At 60.7% G+C, this 15,489-nt stretch carries 19 protein-coding genes; 3 read left to right on the top strand and 16 right to left on the bottom strand.

The features are described from left to right. Nucleotides 1–24: 24 nt before the first annotated feature. Entirely contained in the window at nucleotides 25–1,371 is a 1,347-nt protein-coding gene (locus ABI796_RS02280) for an ABC transporter substrate-binding protein (RefSeq protein WP_141286117.1), read from the bottom strand. Between the two features lie 216 nt (nucleotides 1,372–1,587). Between ABI796_RS02280 and ABI796_RS02275 the strand changes: the two genes are divergently transcribed. Continuing rightward, a complete protein-coding gene (locus tag ABI796_RS02275) occupies nucleotides 1,588–2,022 on the top strand; it encodes a helix-turn-helix transcriptional regulator (protein ID WP_246095890.1) in 435 nt (144 codons plus the stop codon). A 34-nt stretch (nucleotides 2,023–2,056) separates the two neighbouring features. On the opposite strand, the gene ABI796_RS02270 is transcribed toward ABI796_RS02275, so the two are convergent. The 10 genes from ABI796_RS02270 to ABI796_RS02225 all read right to left on the bottom strand — a co-directional run bounded on the left by ABI796_RS02270 (nucleotide 2,057) and on the right by ABI796_RS02225 (nucleotide 8,313). Continuing rightward, nucleotides 2,057–2,782, bottom strand: coding sequence for a DNA alkylation repair protein (locus ABI796_RS02270; RefSeq protein ID WP_141286143.1), 726 nt, complete (start codon nucleotides 2,780–2,782; stop codon nucleotides 2,057–2,059). Between the two features lie 49 nt (nucleotides 2,783–2,831). Then, entirely contained in the window at nucleotides 2,832–3,614 is a 783-nt protein-coding gene (locus tag ABI796_RS02265; RefSeq protein ID WP_141286119.1) for an anti-sigma factor domain-containing protein, read from the bottom strand. Beyond that, on the bottom strand, nucleotides 3,601–4,215 hold the full coding sequence (locus ABI796_RS02260) for an RNA polymerase sigma factor (RefSeq protein ID WP_141286145.1): 615 nt from the start codon (nucleotides 4,213–4,215) through the stop codon (nucleotides 3,601–3,603). The genes ABI796_RS02265 and ABI796_RS02260 overlap by 14 nt, the downstream gene beginning before the upstream one ends. A 16-nt stretch (nucleotides 4,216–4,231) precedes the next feature. Continuing rightward, on the bottom strand, nucleotides 4,232–4,948 hold the full coding sequence (locus tag ABI796_RS02255) for a class F sortase (RefSeq protein ID WP_141286121.1): 717 nt from the start codon (nucleotides 4,946–4,948) through the stop codon (nucleotides 4,232–4,234). 122 nt (nucleotides 4,949–5,070) lie between these two features. Beyond that, complete coding sequence (locus tag ABI796_RS02250; RefSeq protein ID WP_141286123.1) at nucleotides 5,071–5,910, bottom strand: DUF4397 domain-containing protein; 840 nt, start codon at nucleotides 5,908–5,910, stop codon at nucleotides 5,071–5,073. Between the two features lie 139 nt (nucleotides 5,911–6,049). Beyond that, nucleotides 6,050–6,661 (bottom strand): hypothetical protein, encoded by a 612-nt coding sequence (locus ABI796_RS02245; protein ID WP_141286125.1) that lies wholly within the window; start codon nucleotides 6,659–6,661, stop codon nucleotides 6,050–6,052. Beyond that, on the bottom strand, nucleotides 6,658–7,305 hold the full coding sequence (locus tag ABI796_RS02240; protein WP_141286127.1) for a DUF6286 domain-containing protein: 648 nt from the start codon (nucleotides 7,303–7,305) through the stop codon (nucleotides 6,658–6,660). The genes ABI796_RS02245 and ABI796_RS02240 overlap by 4 nt, the downstream gene beginning before the upstream one ends. Then, nucleotides 7,302–7,682, bottom strand: coding sequence for a hypothetical protein (locus ABI796_RS02235; RefSeq protein ID WP_141286129.1), 381 nt, complete (start codon nucleotides 7,680–7,682; stop codon nucleotides 7,302–7,304). Before ABI796_RS02235 ends, ABI796_RS02240 begins: the two co-directional genes overlap by 4 nt. Beyond that, nucleotides 7,679–7,870 carry a hypothetical protein gene (locus ABI796_RS02230; protein WP_141286131.1) on the bottom strand — a complete coding sequence of 64 codons (192 nt, stop codon included), beginning with the start codon at nucleotides 7,868–7,870 and terminating at the stop codon, nucleotides 7,679–7,681. Before ABI796_RS02230 ends, ABI796_RS02235 begins: the two co-directional genes overlap by 4 nt. Continuing rightward, nucleotides 7,867–8,313: an Asp23/Gls24 family envelope stress response protein gene (locus ABI796_RS02225; protein WP_141286133.1), complete on the bottom strand. Its 447-nt coding sequence runs from the start codon at nucleotides 8,311–8,313 to the stop codon at nucleotides 7,867–7,869. The genes ABI796_RS02230 and ABI796_RS02225 overlap by 4 nt, the downstream gene beginning before the upstream one ends. Before the next feature lie 214 nt (nucleotides 8,314–8,527). On the opposite strand from ABI796_RS02225, the gene ABI796_RS02220 reads away from it, so the two are divergent. Together ABI796_RS02220 and ABI796_RS02215 are read left to right on the top strand one after the other, a co-directional pair. After that, entirely contained in the window at nucleotides 8,528–9,214 is a 687-nt protein-coding gene (locus ABI796_RS02220; protein ID WP_246095891.1) for a DUF6318 family protein, read from the top strand. After that, nucleotides 9,211–10,164: a hypothetical protein gene (locus tag ABI796_RS02215; protein WP_303446702.1), complete on the top strand. Its 954-nt coding sequence runs from the start codon at nucleotides 9,211–9,213 to the stop codon at nucleotides 10,162–10,164. The genes ABI796_RS02220 and ABI796_RS02215 overlap by 4 nt, the downstream gene beginning before the upstream one ends. Here the strand turns inward: ABI796_RS02215 and ABI796_RS02210 are convergent. From ABI796_RS02210 to ABI796_RS02190, 5 genes are all read right to left on the bottom strand, one after another. Next, nucleotides 10,161–11,009, bottom strand: a complete 849-nt coding sequence (locus tag ABI796_RS02210) for a sugar phosphate isomerase/epimerase family protein (protein ID WP_141286270.1) — start codon at nucleotides 11,007–11,009, stop codon at nucleotides 10,161–10,163. The two genes, ABI796_RS02215 and ABI796_RS02210, sit on opposite strands and share 4 nt — an antisense overlap. Before the next feature lie 2 nt (nucleotides 11,010–11,011). Next, nucleotides 11,012–11,848, bottom strand: a complete 837-nt coding sequence (locus tag ABI796_RS02205) for a carbohydrate ABC transporter permease (protein WP_141286272.1) — start codon at nucleotides 11,846–11,848, stop codon at nucleotides 11,012–11,014. Further along, the gene (locus ABI796_RS02200; protein ID WP_141286274.1) at nucleotides 11,842–12,813 is read right to left on the bottom strand and encodes a carbohydrate ABC transporter permease; all 972 of its coding nucleotides are present in this window, start codon (nucleotides 12,811–12,813) and stop codon (nucleotides 11,842–11,844) included. The genes ABI796_RS02205 and ABI796_RS02200 overlap by 7 nt, the downstream gene beginning before the upstream one ends. 11 nt (nucleotides 12,814–12,824) lie before the next feature. Continuing rightward, a complete protein-coding gene (locus tag ABI796_RS02195) occupies nucleotides 12,825–14,150 on the bottom strand; it encodes an ABC transporter substrate-binding protein (protein ID WP_246095896.1) in 1,326 nt (441 codons plus the stop codon). Nucleotides 14,151–14,366: 216 nt separating this feature from the next. Next, nucleotides 14,367–15,473, bottom strand: a complete 1,107-nt coding sequence (locus ABI796_RS02190) for a LacI family DNA-binding transcriptional regulator (RefSeq protein ID WP_141286276.1) — start codon at nucleotides 15,471–15,473, stop codon at nucleotides 14,367–14,369. Nucleotides 15,474–15,489: the final 16 nt, after the last annotated feature.

Here is a 15,489-nt window from a genome sequence, read left to right as displayed (position 1 = left end):
TCAGGGGAGGCAGCACTTTGGGAGTTAGCTCTTAGGCCAGCTGGACTCGATGCTGTTGGCAACATCCTGGGAGGAGGTGCCGTTGATCCACTGCACAATGCCCTTCCAGAAAGAGTTGGAGCCAACTGCACTGGGCATCAGGTCAGAGCCGTCAAACCGGAACACAGTCTCCGGGTCCTGAAGGATCTGGACGGTCAGCTTGTCCAGGTCAGACTGGGCGTTGTTGGGATCCAGGCCCTTGTTTGCACTGACTACGCCGCCAAGCTTGACGCGGTTGTTGGCGAAGTCGGCGCTGGCCAGGTAGGCCAGGAAGGACTGAACTTCGGGGGTGTCCTTGTAAGCGCCAACCATTTCGCCGCCACCGGTGACTGCCTTGCCCTTGCTCTCGTCAATCGGCGGGGTGATGAAGGCCCATACATCGCCATCCTCGGCAACGTTGGTTCCTGCAGGCCAGTTGGCAGCCTGGAAGTTGGCCTGGTGGTGCATGGCGCAGGTGCCATCCAGGACCGGCTGGCCGGCCTGGGCGAAACCGGTGCTCAGGATGGTGCGGACGTCACCGAAGCCGCCGTTCACCATGTCCGGGTTGAGCAGGATGTCGCCGGCCTTGTTGAAGGAATCAACAATCTTGGGGTCGTTGAACGGGATCTGGTGTGCCACCCACTGGTCATAGACCTCGGGTCCGTGGGCACGGAGGACAACGTCCTCGATCCAGTCGGTGCCTGGCCAGCCGGTTGCTTCACCGGATTCGAAGCCTGCACACCACGGCTTCATGTTGGGATCGTCAGCCGCGATCTTCTTGGACAGTTCAATCATTTCGTCCCACGTCTTGGGGACTTCCCAGCCCTTGTCCTTGAAGGTCTTGGGCGCGTACCAAACAAAGCCCTTGACGTTGGCGAGCATCGGTGCGGCGTAGTACGTGCCGTCCACGGTGCCGTACTTCTTCCAGTCCGGCGACCAGTTCTTGTCCACCAGATCGGAGACGGTCTTCGGAGCGGGCTTCAGGTATCCGGCACGTGCCTGGGTGGCAAGAAGGCCTGGCTGCGGGAAGATCGCTACGTCGGGGGCGGTGCCGGACTGGGCACGGACGCCGATCTGCGTTTCGAATTCCTTGCTGCCCTCATACTTGACGGTGATGCCGGTGCAGTTCTCGAACTGCGACCAGGATTCCTCGAGGTTGGTTGCTTCGATATCCACGATGGTGGAGTAGACGGAGACGGTCTTGCCGTCATGCTTGCCATAGCTTTCGTAGGCGGAGCAATCATCCGAGCCGGCGGTGGATCCACCGCCGCCACCATCTCCGCTACAGGCGGAAAGGGTAAGTGCCAGGACACCGGCGGCTGCGACCGGTAGCAGGTACTTGGTTTTCTTCATGCTAAAGACTCCTCGCTGAGTACAAAGATTCGGCGGCGCAATTGATGTGGTGACGCTCACACTAACTACCATCCTCATCAGAATGCAAGCGCTTACACATAACGTGATCGCATTGATACCAAGTAGCCTGACGTTTTCTTGCTCCAGCGAATTCGAGGGGCTATCGCGGGGCGGTGTGGAACGGCTCATTGCGGCGTATTTGCCGCACGGATTTGATTGCCTACTATTGCCTATGGAAAACTGGGAATCGTGGATGAACTTGAAGCACTGCAAACCATAGGCCGCTTGATCAAGGAAGAACGCCTGGCGCAAGGGTTGAGCCAGGTTCAGCTGGCCAAGCAGGCTGGAACAGCCATCAAAACCGTCCGCACACTGGAATCCGGGACAAGGCGCACGCAAGAAATCAACCAACGCAAGCTTGAGCACGCCTTGGGATGGAGGGCCGGTTCAGTGTCCGAGGTCCTGAAGGGCAAGTCCAACTTTGCCCCGGAAATGATCACTCCCGACGATATGCGGTCCGGGGACGAATCACGGCAGGGACCGCCCCGCGTTACCGTTCCAATCGCCCCGATCGCCAGGGCTTCGCACCTCTCCGACGAAGAGCTCCTTGCCGAGCTCACCTACCGGATGATGCACCGCAACAGAGGCTGATCAGGCCTTCCCTCGCTGCGTTGGATTCGCTGCGTTAGACCTGCACAGCCTGGCGCCGCACCATTTCGTTGATCCAGGCCGGCGCGAACGGCGAGGTGCAGTTGGGCGGCGTAGGGTAGTCCTTCAGCACCTCCAGGCGCTCTCCAATATCCAGCGCCCTGGCCCTGTACTCCGGGAACTCGATCCCGATCTGCGCCAGGCAATGGTTCATGGCCCACTGAAGACGGTCCGGTGCTTCCTTCATCCCGGCCTCGATGATGTCCAGCAAATGCGCCAGGTCCAAGCCCTCGGGCTTTTTGACAACACGCTCTGAGGTCAGAGCCCAGCCGGCACTGGCCACCACAGGATCCGGGTCCGAAAACCAGGCCATCCGCAGCTCTTCGGAGTGCGGGCTCTTCTTGACCACGTAATTGACCAGCCAGTCCTGCACCTTGGGTGTCCGGGCTTCCCGCAACATGCTGTCCAGCTCATCACGTTCAAAGGCCTTGGGCCGGCAGATAAGGAGAGCCAGCAGCCTGGCCGCAGTGTCACCCGTACCCCACAGCTCGCGGGAAAGATCCTGCTGGGTCTTCAGCCTCTTTGCTATGGCGCGGAGCTTGCTGAGATTGACCCCGTGGTCATCGCCGTGTTTCTCATTCACTTCGCGGGCCCGGGGTTCTTCCAGTGCAGCCAGTTCGCCCATGAGCCCGGACACTGTGGTCCGGAGCGAAGACTCTCCAGCCGCCGTCGTGGTCGTTTTAGCCACTGTCGTTTTAGCCACCGTCGTTTTAGCCACTGTGGCCTCCTGTCCTTCGGGTATGGGGATCAGGCTACCCGCTGCTGAGCGATCCCCGGACAATGCTCACACTGGAGTGGCCGGGATTGCCGTCCAGTGGCTCATCCGAAACATCCACAATGGGGAAATCAGCCAGATCCAGGCCCGCAGGAAGCGGGAAAGTACCCGAATCAGACTTCATGATTCCCAGACTGATCAACCGCTTGAGGTCCGAGCCAATAAGCCATACTTCCTGGTAGCCCTGTGCTTCGTCCTTGCTGAGGGAGACTTCCAGGGTTCGTGATCCGTCCGCGCCCTCGAGGACCTTTGCTGATCCTGTGGCAGTGTGCTGGGCAAGTGGCGACAACTCCGCTCGCGCCAAGGGTGTTGGCGCCTGGTTGATATTCCACAGGGTTGCGCCGGCAATCACCAATGCTCCTGCTGCGGCAACCGCCAGCCAGGTCCCACGGCGTTGCCACGGTTGGCGGCGCTTCCCACGTGAACGTATGTCTGTGGGTGGCTCCGAGGGTTGCCCCGTTTCGGGCGGACCGGCAGGGGCGGGCGTGCTGGCTTCAGCTTCCGTTGCCGGGCCCAGCGGATCGTCCCGGTTCGCTTCGGACAAACCCAGTTCGCGGTGAATACCAGCCCACACGTTGGGGCCGGGCGACTCAAAGCTGCTGCTGTCCGGCGTCGTTTTCATGGCGTCCACGGCGCGGCGAAGTGCGGCGTATTCCGCGGAGCACGCATCGCAGCTTCTCAGGTGCTGGCGGCCTTCCTCATCGAGCCAATCACCGTACAGGGCAAGGAGGCTCAACTCTTCCGGATCAATATGCGGCATGGTCAACCTCCAATCTGCTTCTTAGATGGATCAAGCTGCGTCGAATGTGGCTCTTGACCGTACCAAGCGGTAGTTCAAGCCTGCGGGAAATTTGCTCGTGCGTCAGGTCTTCGTAGAACGCCAGTTTCATGATGGCACCCTGCGGTTCACCGAGCCGGTCCAGTTCGCCGTCCAGGAGCAGCCTGTCGGCCAGCACCTCCACAGCTTCCTCCGAGGGGTCTTCGCCGCCGGCGTCGTGGACCTGGGCCACGGCAAGGACTCTGCGAACCTCCCGGTTTGAGGCAGAGTGGGCGTCAGCAATGACGTGGCGCGTGATGCCTACTATCCATGCAGGCAGCCGTGCCACCTCGGGGTTGAAGGTGTCCCGGGAACGCCAAACGCGGATGAAGACCTCTTGCGTGGCGTCATCGGCCGCTGCACGGTCTCTCAGGGACCTCAAGGCGAGCGCGTGCACCAGCGGCGCAAACTCCCTGTAAGCAGCCACAAGAGCGGACTCATCCCCCGCCATGAATGAGGCAGTCAAAGTATCGTCCCAGGCGGAGGGAACCTCGTTTGGGGATACCAAAGGAGACTCCTTCCCGGCGTCAGCGACGAGGACCACGGCCGGGCTGGGATGCTTATTCAAGGACCGCGGTGACAATCACATTGTCGCTGTAGTCCATTCGTTCGTCCAGCCATCTGCCTCCGCAGGTAACCACCTTGAGTTCGTGTGGCCCGGCCCGGCGGAACAGCGATTCGCCGTCGAAGGCGTCCTTGGCCATCAGCGTGACGGAAACAACGCGGTAGTTCAGTGCGGGAGCGCCCTGTCGCCCTACCGTAATCAAGGTTCCGGCGGGCAACGATTTCAACTGGGAGAACGGTGCTTGGTCCGAGGTGGTGTCAATGTGACCAGCCAGGACAGCTGTGCCTTCCGCGGCTCCGGGGGCCGGTCCAAACCTGTACCACCCTGCCTGGTAAAAGGTCTCCGGTATCTCCATTGCCCCGCCGGGTGCCACGCCCACGGGGATGACGGGCATGTCAATGGACGTCCCGGCCACTTGGAGGGTGGCAGGTGGTGGAGCCGCTGCGGGCTGTGTGGGAGTTGTGCCACGTAAGGGGACTGCGGCAGGTGAGGAGGGCACTCCAAGCGGGGAGGACAGTGCGGGTGGTGAGGGCACTGCAGGCGGGGACAGTTGCGTTTGCTGCACGCTGGAGTCCGGGCCGCTGGCCCCTCCGGCAGCACGTGAAACACTGCTGCCGGTGGTCGGCGTCGCGGTTCCGCACGCCGTGAGAATCAGCACTCCCATAGCGGCAAGGACAAACGACCGTCGGCTTCTTGGCTCACTTGATGTCATGGCGCTTCCTGGCGGTTCCCGGCAGGATGCTTCAGCTGCCGTGGTTGATGCGGGTGTGTCCTGGCTGTCGTTATCGGACAGCCAGGACATGATCCGCTTTTATCTCATGCTGTTGCTTGGTTTCAGGACTTTCGCGCAGAGGTGACAGTGCGGGCCCTGGCGGCGCCGAAGGCGATCAGCAGCAGTGCTGCCGCAGCGAGCCCACCGCCCAGGACCATCTGTTCTGTAGAGACACCGCCCGATTGACCGTCCAGGGCACCGGGTACGGACCCTGGAGCCGAGTGCAGTCCTTCAATGGATTGAACCGCCAGTTGAAGGTTCTTGTCTGTGAGGCTTCCCCAGGCGTAGACGATGGTGTGCGTGCCTTCGGCCACCGTTACATCTGCCGGGCCAATCACAGGTGCCGTGGTGCCTGCTGCGGCGACGGCGGCCGAAATCGTTCCGGGGTCAAGGGTAAGGGTTTGCTCGTTGGGATTGGCCAGATTGGTCACCACAGCTGTGCCGCCGGCCAGAACGTCCACGGCTGGTGCCGCGGCTGTGTGGCGGACGGTCAGCTTGCCCTTGCCGGCATCGATCCGCGAGACGTCGTTGGTGAAGAAGTTCGCTGTTGGCTTGCCGGCCGCATCAAGGTTGGCGACAGCGGTGTAGTTGCCGTTCGCAGCCAAGGTCACGGTCACCGGCCCTATCACCGGGGCGGAAGCATCGGCGGCGTCGGAGGCGGTAATGGCAAGATCGTAAGCACCGGGCGGAAGTGCCAACGGCCCGGCCAGAGTGCCGGGAGTGAAATCGTCCAGGGTCCGTGCGCCGTTGACCCAGACGTCAACGGTCAACCCGGGAACACCGTGCAGTACAGAGAGCTGGGCATCGCCCTCCGCCGCCTGCGCGGGGACAGCCAAGACGATTGCTGCTGCCAGTGCTGCGGCGCTGGCTCCTGCTCCTGCCGTAAGAATTCTGTTGCGCATGTCCTTCTCCTCAAATCGGCCCGATCGTGCGGGGATTTTGCTGATACCCCTACTACCGCCGTCAGGCAGGGTATGGATGCGGATGCGCTGTATTTATTTGTGGAATTTCTTTTGGCGGGCAGAGGAAGTCAGGTTGCTCTCAGCGGACCCTTTCGGCCTTGGTAAACCTTGCCCTGGCCCCGGAAACCATGTGCACCAAAACGGGAGTCTTCTGTCCGATCACAAGATCCAATGCTTCAACCAGTTGCGACACTTCCGCAGCAAGGATGTGCGGCGCCACGCCATGCCGGGGCTGGATGCGAATGCGCAGTCCCGGCTGGCCCTTCACTTCCAGGGTGGCAACAGAAGCACCGGCCAGATCGGTCCTTTCAGAAAGTGCTGCCCTGAGGGCTTGCTCGGCCACGCCACCGCCGATCCGGACTTCGCCGTCCACGGCGCTGTCGTCGTCGCTGGCCACCAGAAGGTTGGCCCGGCCTTTACCTTGTTGGGACAGCCAAGCGATCATCGCAATGATGATGGCCACCAGGATCACACCGGCCACAATCCACAGCCAGCTTTCTTCGCGTCCGGGCAGGTGAGTCTGCCTGAAGGCATTTTCGGCCCCTGCCCACATTGAAGCTGACCAACCATGCCACCATGAGGCGACTGCGGGAACGGTGGCCAGGAGCACCAGAAGCACTCCGACCGCCAGCAGCTTCGCTCCTATGATGAAGAGGAGTATGCGGTTGAGGGCCCGCGGTGTCCCGTTCACGCTCCGATCACCCCCGACGACGCCAGATTGACTCTGACAGCAGGCATGGGAACCGGTGACATTTCTTCAAGTTCGGCCTGCACTGCCGTGAGTACCGCTTCTTCGCTGACCCTGCTCCCGGACGTAGGCCTCACATTCACAACAACCAATTGCCGCGAGACAACCACCATGACCTGCTCCTGGGTGACGTTCGCGGCGGTTCGTGCACGACGCGCCAGCGCGGAGGCCAGGACTTCGTCATCAACCACGACGGCGGTGCGCGGGTCCCTGAGTAAGTGGCGCGCGCGCCTGCCCGGAAGGACAGAGTGCAGCAGGAAAAAGAGCCCCACCATTGCGATGACGGCGCCGCTCGCGCCGAGCAGCAAAGGTGAGATGCCATCAGGGAGGGCGATGATGCGTTCGGCGGCAGTTGTGGGATCAATCAGCCACGGCGGCTGCCCGATTGCGCGGACCCCTGCTTCGAGCAAGGCGTAGCCGCAGAGGACGATTACCAGGACGGCCGCGATGACGGACGCTCCCGCGCGGGACGAATGCGTTTCACGGCGCAGGATACGGCTCATGGCCGGGTCTTCCCCGGCCACCGGGCTGGCACCGGTGTTGGAGCCCACTGTGTTCACTTGCTGTGTTTCCTGATCCTGGGTCATTGGACACGGCCTCCCTCAGTGACGTGTGCTCCGCTGATCCTGATGTCCACCCTGCTGAGTTGGGAACCACTGAGACGGGTGACGGTATCAAGAACGAACGCCTTGGCGGCAACCGCGCGGTCCCAGATGGAACCACCGAAGCCTTGGACACGCTGCGGATCACGCAGCACCTCGGTCAACGCCGGGACGCTGATGGGTGCCACGATTGACAAAGCCAGCAGGCCGTCGTCGTCCGCCCAATCAGCGCGGATGTGGCTGGCGTCAACGCCGAGCGCCTGCGATGCGGCGGCCCGAGCCAACGATGTCAATGCCTGGGTACTGATCCGGTTATGGCCGGCCAGGCTGGTGGTGTACTCCACAGCCTCAGCCACGCTCATGACGAAGAGCGCCGGCCCGTAATGGCATCCAGCACACTGCGAAGATCCAGCTTGCCCTCAGCCGCGCGGCCCAACAGGGCGCCCACGCCCATGAAGAGCAGCGAGATCAGGAAGCCCCATAGCCCGAACGAGAAGGACATGAAAGCCACGAAAGCGCCAATAGCGATTCCCACCACTGTCATGCTCATTGAAGTGCCTCCCTATCCACTACCACTGCCTTGCTTCCGGCGGGTTTTGCCGGCGGTGCAATGAAGACATCCGTGATCTCAATGTTGACCTCAATTACTTGAAGACCAACGAGTTCCTCCACGGCGCGGTAAACAGCGGCGCGGACCTGGTTGGCGACGCCGTGCAGGGGATGACCGTAAAGCGCAACCAAGGTGATGTCCACTGCCACTTGGGTCTCTCCCACCTCAGCGCGGACGCCGGCTGCGTGGTCCGAGCTTCCGACGGCGTCGCGAATAGCACCCAGCGCGCGGGACGGAGCGGAACCCAAGGAGTAGACGCCGGGCACTGTGCGGGCAGCGATGCCCGCGACTTTGGCGACGGCCGCCTCGGAGATGATGGTGCGTCCGGTACCAGGGATTTCGCCCCCGGGCACGGGATCAAGCTGCACATTCTGGTCTTCCATGGAGCACTCCCCTTCTCTTGAGTACCACCCTAGCGTCTAGCTCCGACGCTTTGGGAGAACCATCGGGGGGAAGGGGACGCGCCTCTCCTGCCAGGGACTTTCGTGCGACCACGGGCAAGTTATCCACAAGGACCAATTTCCGACTGTGCCGCGGTTGTTTGCCCAACCTAGACTGGCGGACACATCACTGAAACAGCTGCTGGGGAGCCTCGTCATGCCACGCCACCCGTTCGTGTCTTTATCTTTTGTTCGCGCCCGGCCAACGGTAGCGGCTCTCGCCCTTGCGGTGCTTCTGAGCGGTTGCCAGAGCGGCTCCACGCCGGTCAATTCAGCTTCCCAAACAGGCACGACGACGGCCACGCCCACCTCAAGCGTCGCGGCGCCCGGTACCCCATCAGAGATCCCCACCCCGGCCACGGGGACAACCCCTGCCGTGTACAAACCAGCTGATGCCACGGGAAAAGCGGAGAACGTGCCCGCTCCCGTGATGCCCGAGCTGGCGAAAGAGAACTCGAAGGCCGGGCTGGAGGCGTTTATTGGGTATTGGTTTCAGTTACTCAGTTATGCATACGAAACCGGCGAAACTGCCAAGTCAAAAGAGCTGTCCAGCGAGAGCTGCATTCTCTGTATGGACCTCGTATCGGGGGTTGCGACGAACTACACGGAGGGACGGTGGCTGGTAGGTGGGCAGTATCAGACACCCGTAATCGAAGTTCTTTGGGAGCCCTCCGCCAAAGCGCAAACAGCAAAAGTTCAGGTGCTGCAACAGCAAATCCTGTACCTAAACGCGGATGGTTCGAACGGGCGAGAACCGGCGCCTGCAATAAATGACGCGGCAGCCTTCTTTGCTGAGTACTCCAACGGAGCTTGGTCCACAACTGATCTTGGCGTCATCAGATGAGGTTCCGTTCTGTCCGTTTTGTGGCCGTCGGTTTTCTACTCGCATCTGCGATATTCAATCCCGGGCCTTCCTGGGCGGCATCAACGCCAAGTCCCGGTACCGGCTTCAGTGATCGCTCGATCACCGTCGGCGCCAAGTTCAGAATCGACCCCGTCAGCGGACAGCTGGCACCGAACCTCGGTGGAACGTCGACATCCCCCGCAGCCGAGGACCCCACCCAGTACATGGCCGATACCCATTGCCGGGACGACGGACCTGATACGAGGGATCCCGGCTGCGACGCACTGGAATGCCCGGCCACCGCAACCGGCGGTGAAGAAGGCACACCGGTCATCTGGAAAGAAGCACCCAAAGCGATCACCAACCCGGGCTGGACCGACTGGATCCCGCTCAGCGGCCCCACCTGCCTCTACGCCGCCGAGCCCGGGAACGTGCTCGAAGACATCGCCGCCCGGATCCTCACCGACTTCCAACAACTCCCGATCAACCCCGGAACCCTCCAAGCCCAACCCTTCCCCCACACCCTCAAAGGCGGACCCACCAACTTCTACACCACCACCGGGGAACAAACCTTCGACCTCACCATCCTCGGCCAAAAAGTCCACCTCACCGCCACACCCACCAACTACACCTACGCCTTCGGAGACGGCACCACCCTGGGACCAACACCCGCCGCCGGCTACTCCATCCCCCAAACCGAATGGCTCACCAACCAAACCCGCACCAGCCACAACTACACAAACACCGGCAACTACCCGGCCACCGTCACCACCAGCTTCACCGGCACCTACTCCGTCAACAACGGCCCACCACTACCCATCAACGGAAACCTCAACATCACCACACCACCAACAACCATCCACGTCTGGAAAACCGAAAAAGCACTCGTCGCCGACACATGCCAGGAAAACCCCAACTCCTGGGGCTGCCCCGGCACCAACACCGGCTAGGACGCGATGCGCGCCAGACTGGCATGAACGGCATTCAAGCATTGGGTCACGGCAGCGCGGGGGTTTAACGAATAGGAGCCGTCCCCAAAGAGTTCAAAAGTCAGGGCTCCGCTGTAGTTGAGCTGACCCAGTTCCCACAGAATCTCTTGAAGGTCCAGAAACCCGTCTCCCCATGCCAGGTGCCCGGTGGGTGCTCCGTCAATGAGGTGAACGTGCCGGATGGACTCGCCAAAAGCCTTGGCATAGTGGCTGATCTGCTCGTCCGCTGCCGCCATGGCAACCGTGTCAATCACCACCCCCAGAGTTGAGGATCCGACGTCGTCGAGCATGAGCCGGAGCGAGCCCGAATCAGTGACCAGATTCGACTCCACACGTTGAAGAGGCTCAAGGACACAGCCGACGCCTAGTTCGGCAGCCCGCTGCGTGATGGTGCGGAGGGCGTCGACGGACCTCGCCCAGGCCACCTCAGCTGGTTGGTCCTCATATCCTCGCCCTGCAGTGAGGAACAGGAGGGGTGACTCAAGCTCGCTGCACACCTCGGCGGCCCGCAGGAAGAACTGCAGGCTTTGGTCCCTGAGCCACTCCTCCCCCGAGGCAATGTTCACGGGGTAGGCAACCTGTTCAGGGGTTAGGCAGGAGGCTGAGAGGCCCCGTTCCAAAAGTTGTCCTCTGACTTTTCGCAGGTGCGCCGAATCGGCTTGGGGTATGTGGAGGTGCGGGGCAATGCCCCACAGCTCCACTGCGCTCCTTCCCAGTTGTGCCATGTCATCGAGGCAGCGCTCCAGGGTGTGGTGCTGGTAAGCAAAATTGGAGCCGCTCACCTGCTCCAGGCTCAGTACCCCCACGTCTACTTGCCAACTCCGTCTGCGAGTCCACGGATGAAGTACCGCTGCCCCGCAAAGAACAGAACAATCACAGGGATTGCCGCGATGGCCATGCCGGCGAACACCACGGGGTAATCCGTGCCGTGCTTGGACATCAGATTGGTCAACCCCACCGGGAGGGTTTGCAGGGCTCCCCCGCTGGTGAACACCATGGCGAACAGGTATTCATTCCAGGTGAAAAGAATGTTCAGCAGGACAGTGGAGACCAGGATGGGCTTGCACATGGGCAAGATGACCTGCCAGAACGCCCGGGCTTTGGATGCCCCGTCTACTGATGCCGCCTCATCCACCTCGGCGGGCAGGTCCATCATGTAAGCCCGGATAAGGAACGTCGTGAAAGGGACACGGAAGGCCGTGTACAGAATCAGCAGTGCCCACAGGTTGTTGTACAGCCCCAAACTCTGGAACATCTTGACCAGCGGGATCAGTGCAACCGTGGGAGCGAGCATCAGTCCGCCAAGGATGAGGATCAGCACCGCCTTGTTGAAGGGGATGTTCACCCGGGTCAGGCCGTATGCTGCCCACGCACTGATGAATACTGTGGCGATGGTGGAAGCAACGGTGACCAGGACGCTGGTGGTGAGATAGTCGCCCACCCCGCGGTTCCAGGCCGTGACGTAGTTGTCCCATTTCCACGCAACGGGCAGGGCAAAGGGGTTGGAGAAGAGTTCAGAGTTGGACTTTACGCCGTTGAGCAGCATCCAAACCAAGGGATAGATGACCACCACGGCCAGGGCAATCAGGAACGCCTTGATGAGGACACGTCCGAGTACCAGCAACACAGCTGAGCGCGTCACCATTGGACCCTCCTTTTCTTGGAGATTCGAAGCTGAATGACGGCCAGGACCAGCGTGATGATGAAGACGGCAGTGGCGACGGCGGCCGCGTAGCCAAAGTCATTCCGTACAAATCCGCTTCTGTAGAGCCACGTGCCAAGGACCTGGCTTGAGTTGTTGGGGCCTCCGCTGGTCATCACCATCACTTCGTTGAACACTTGAAAGGCCCCGGAAACGGTGACAATCATCATCAGGCCGGTCATTTCTCTGACCAGTGGCAGGGAAATTGAAAAGAAGCGCTGGAAAGGCCCGACGCCGTCAATGGACGCCGCTTCATACAGTTCAGACGGGATGCGCTGCAGTGCTACGGAAAAGAGAAGGGTGCAGTACCCGAATCCTTGCCACTGGCTCATGGCGATGATGGCAAAAATCGCCGTGTTTTCCTGCCCCAACCATGCCTGGGTGAAGTCCCCCAGACCCAGGAAATCCAGCGCAGCGTTCAGGATGCCCATCTCGGGCTCGTAGATGAAGTAGAACAGGAGACCGGCCACGGTGATGGAGATCGCGGAGGGTACAAAGTAGACGGCCCGAAGGATTCCCTTCCATCTCTGGCTTCGAAGGCCCTCGATCATCGCCGCCAGGATCATCGCCCCGAACACTTGGAAAGCAATGGAGATGATGGCGTACAGAGTGTTGTTAAGGAGTGACTTCCAAAAAATGGGGTCGTTGAACATGCGGACGTAGTTGTCCGCCCCTACAAAGGTTTGGCGACCACTGTAGATGTCCCACTTGAGGAAGCTGAACCCCAGGTTCTGTACCAGTGGAAGATAAGCGAAGACTCCCAACAGAAGGACTGCCGGCAGCACCCACACAATATTGCGCCAGCGGAGGTTTCGGCCAGACTTGGCGGATCGTCTTTTAGGCGGTTTGGTGGAAACAGGTGCCGGAGGCGGTGCCGTGGGCTTCCATGCGGTATCGGAAACAGTCATGGCGTGCCCTGCTACTTAGCTGCACTGGAAGCAGCCCGGACGGAGGCAAGAACCTGATCCGGGGTCTGAGTTCCGGCCACCAGGGCTTCGCCACCGGCCAACCATGCATCAGCAACCGCAGGAACAGTAACGGAGTCCAGCCAGGTGATGGCCGCAGATGCTTCGTTGACTTGCTTGATGCCTTCGATCACAGGTGCGGAAGAGTTCTCGGTGGAAACTGCGCCTTTGACCGCGCTGGGCTGGCCATACGGCGGTGCAGAGAGCTTGGCCGCGTTCTGCGTATTGGTTGCGAACTTCATGAAATCAGCTGCAAGCGCGGCGTTCTTGGAGCGGGCGTTGATGATGTAGCCCTCAGGGGACCCTTCGATCGCATTTTTGTCTCCCTTGGCGTCCGCAGCCGCCGGGAGTTTGAAGATGCCCAGCCCGTCCACCTTCAGCTTCGAATCAGCGGAGGCAGTGGAGTCGAATTCAAGGATCTCCTGGTAGTACATGCCCGATTTGCCCTCAGCCAAAGCCTGCTGTGCGGTGGTGTAGAGGACACCGTTGGAGTCCTTGCCGCTGCCGGTGCACTCATTGACCAAAGTGGTGAACTGCTCCATGGCCTTGAGGTAACCCTTGTCCTCCAGCTTGGCCGTTGCCGGACTGAAGTCGGCTTGCAGTGTTTCTGCCGGTACCTCGTAAGCGAAGAGCTGCTGTAGATAGTGGAGTCCGGGCCACCCGTCCTTGTTTCCGAACGAGATCGGCTCGTAGCCAGCTCCCTTGAGCACGGAGCAGGATGAAATGAGTTCATCAAAAGTGGACGGCGGGGTTAGGCCCAGTTCCTTGAAGACCCTCTGGTTGTAGCCCATGAACTTGCCGTTGTTGTAGAGCGGAACTGCGAAGTATTTGCCGTCTTTGTAGAATGCCTTGAGCGCGGATTCGCCGAAGTTGTTGCCCCACTCGGTACCGGGGGCTATGACCGGTGTGAGGTCTGCTGCGAGCCCACCGTCAATGAAGTTGTTGGCCCAGCTGCCTGCCCAGGTGAAATAGATGTCAGGCATGGCCTGGGATGCCGTGAGCGTCTTGGTCTTGTCCTTGATGCTCTGGTCCGTCTCCTGAATGAGCTCGAAGGACACTTCCGGGTGCAGCTTCTTGTACTCTGCCGCGAGGTCCTCAAAATACGGTTCCAGCGGGTCTCCGCCAAACTTGGTGAGGATGCTGAGGGTTCCTGTGTACTGTGGTTCCGCATTGGGGTCGAGAGCTGCGGCCGGCTGGCTGCCGCCGTCGGAACATGCCGTGAGCGCCAGAGCGGCGCCGGCCAGCAATGCCATCAGTGATTGGGTGCTTTTACGCATCATGTCTTCTTTCGGTCGAAGGGCCCATCAGCCTTAAGTCCCAGTGGGAGTGGGAAGTCAGGCCCGCCGTTGGGTGCACTTCACCGCGGACGGGCTGAAGGGGGTAACTACTGAGATTGAACGTGGGGAGGGTTTGGAACTTGTGATACCGGTACCACAGTGAATCATGATTTAGATCAACACGGAAGAGATCCAAGGGAAATTACAGAAGGGAATTTGCTAGTTGCCGCGGGCAGCGCGCACAGGTCCGTCCGAGGACCGGGCCACGAGCTGTGACGGCAGGACGTGCTTCTTCGGAGCAGAAGTATCGCCGTCAATCCTTGCGATGAGCTGCTGGGAGGCAACCACGCCCATTTGTCGCATGGGTTGCTGGATCATGGTCAGCGGGGGTTCCATGACCGCGGCCCAGGGGCTGTCGTCAAAACCGATGAGGGAAACGTCCTTCAAAACGCGAAGGTTTTTGGCGCGCAAGGAATGCAGAGCCCCCACCGTCGCCTCGGTTTCAGTGGTGAAAATGGCGGTGGGTGGGTCCGCAAGAGCCAGCATTCCGCTGACAGCCCGCGTTGCCTGGCCCTCATTCTTCAAAACGTGGGTGATGAGAGCGGTGTCGAAAGGAATCCCGGCTTCCTCCAACGCGTCAAGGTACCCCCTCAACCGCTCACCATCACTCCACAGCGCTTCATCAAGGATGCTGTGCATTTGTTTCAAATCCGTGGCCGGACTCAAAGTGACAGGACCCCAGGCAAACGCGATCCGCCGGTGACCATGCTGAATGAGCGAGGCCACGGCAGACCTCGCAGCCTCCCGGTTATCGATCACCACCGAATCGGTTTCCAGCTTGTCCACCAAACGGTCTATGAGAACTACAGGAGTCCCCCGGTCCATGGCATTGGAAAGATGCGAAACATCATCGCTTCGACCCGCAGCGGACGCGACCACCAGGCCATCTACTTGCTTGGCCAGAAGCACGGCGATTGCATCCCGCTCCAGCTCAAGCTTCTCGTCAGTGCTCAGGATGATGGCGTCATATCCAGCAGATTTGGCGGTTTCCGAGATGCCCTTGAGCACCCCTGAGAAGAAGGGGTTAGCTACGTCCGCCAGCACAATCCCCAGGGTTTTGGTAACCCCGGTGGTCATGCTTCGGGCCAAAGTGTTGGGCTGGTAACCAAGTTTCTCGGCCGCCCGCATCACCTTGGCACGGGTGGCTTCACTCACCGATCCATAGTTGCCGAGCGTTCTGGCAACCGTGGCCCTCCCTACTCCGGCAGCTGCTGCCACCTCGGTAATGGTGGGGGCAGCCGGGTGGTTCTGATGATCCGCCGCCATCCGGCCCCCTTCAGTT

Origin of the sequence: Paenarthrobacter aurescens (genome assembly GCF_041549525.1) — a bacterium.
Classification (GTDB): domain Bacteria; phylum Actinomycetota; class Actinomycetes; order Actinomycetales; family Micrococcaceae; genus Arthrobacter; species Arthrobacter aurescens.
Note: the sequence above shows the minus strand (reverse complement) of the source record. Positions and strands in the feature narration are given on the sequence as shown.